Annotated in this window: 2 protein-coding genes; both read right to left on the reverse strand. The window is 36.2% G+C overall.

Translation table 11 applies throughout. From position 1 onward, the window contains the following. Positions 1-208: 208 nt before the first annotated feature. Complete coding sequence (locus tag H5119_RS19865; protein WP_310737456.1) at positions 209-544, reverse strand: GFA family protein; 336 nt, start codon at positions 542-544, stop codon at positions 209-211. Between the two features lie 276 nt (positions 545-820). Then, entirely contained in the window at positions 821-1246 is a 426-nt protein-coding gene (locus H5119_RS19870) for a hypothetical protein (RefSeq protein ID WP_182703460.1), read from the reverse strand. Between the last annotated feature and the right edge of the window lie 178 nt (positions 1247-1424).

Raw genomic sequence — 1424 nt, forward strand, 5'->3', positions numbered from 1 at the left:
CAACCAAACTTACTTGACGCTTTCTTGCGATTGCCATAAGACACCCTGCTTGTTTTTTGCACTGAACAAAGCCTAGTACTTAGTTCGCCAAACTGCAAAAATTAGGGTGGGTGTCACTGTTAGTTGGTTGGTTGGTTGGTTAAAATAAGCGACGAAGGAGCAAAAACCAACTGTTATTTGTCCTTTTAAGTGACTTGTTATACATGTATTACTCAAATGGGTGCTCATCGAATTGTTTTGCTGTATCTCCAATTTTCAACCAATTTGGCTTTTCTGAAATAAATTCATGAAATTTATTTTCTAGCCCTACATCTTCATCTAAACAGTTTGCCGTAATTGGAAATGAATCACTTTCAGATAGAACTTCACCTAGTGCTGAACCACAAACAGAACAAAAACAGCGATCGTACTTGTAAGGTTCTACTGCTTTATATGTAGTTATTTTATCAAGGCCTTCAGTTACCTGAAAAGATTCTGACTTCACAAAAGCTATAGCACTTGCGCCGATTTTTCGGCACCTGGTGCAATGGCACATTCCCATCATGCTAGGTTTTTCAGTTAATTCAAATTTAACAGCCCCACAACAGCAACTTCCTTTAATCAATGTTATTCCCCTTATTGATAATTAAATACTGAAAACATTAAACACTAAAGAACTGTATAAAACAACAGTTATATATCTATAAAAATGTATAAATTAAATATGGAGGTAGGTTTACATGTATAACGCCGTCGTCAACTGCCGGAGGCTACTGGCGCCTTTTGTGCGGGTTTATGCACAAAAGGTGACAGTAGTCGGAGGTCAGATTGCACGACCTTGTTATACATTTTTAATTTCTAGCCATGTGTGTAGTTCGAAGGGCACATTTTGACCAAACTCATCATCCCAGAAAATATCATTACAGCCAGACCATTTGACTTCAATCTTGCCATTTTTTATTTGTCCAAACGTTAATATGTTATTGACTGTTTCTGCATGCCCAAATACATAAAGAATACCTATCTCTGGATGCTTATATGTTGGATCGTTACTATCAGACCAGTTAAGACTACTACCTTGTAATTCATCCCATGAAGAAACCTTAATAACGAGACCTTGGTGGCAAATATTAGGTTCCCAGCAGGTATCTTCAAACTCTCTTTCTTCTGTATCTACCTCAATAAAGCAGTTGAGAGTTCCATTTTTTATAGTCCCTTGAATATACGCATCGCTGACTTTAAATTCTCTTTCATTAAGCCTAAGCATATTTAAATTCCCTTTGTATAACGAGCCTGTAGATTAACTCGTTTTTTTATTTGTTTTTATTGATAAACTAACCATAGCTGAGTTCCTATTTTGGTTCAATCGATTACTGTATTTTATGCAGAATATAAAGTGGGAGTTTGGTGTTGTTTTAATTGACGTTTTGGAAGGTATTACGGAT

It is taken from the genome of Pseudoalteromonas sp. SG45-5 (genome assembly GCF_014164085.1).
Lineage (GTDB): Bacteria > Pseudomonadota > Gammaproteobacteria > Enterobacterales > Alteromonadaceae > Pseudoalteromonas > Pseudoalteromonas aliena.

Excerpts from the sequence above, each read along its gene's own strand:
- H5119_RS19870 (WP_182703460.1), bottom strand. The coding sequence starts at position 1,246 with ATGCTTAGGCTTAATGAAAGAGAATTTAAAGTCAGCGATGCGTATATT.
- H5119_RS19865 (WP_310737456.1), bottom strand. The coding sequence starts at position 544 with ATGATGGGAATGTGCCATTGCACCAGGTGCCGAAAAATCGGCGCAAGT.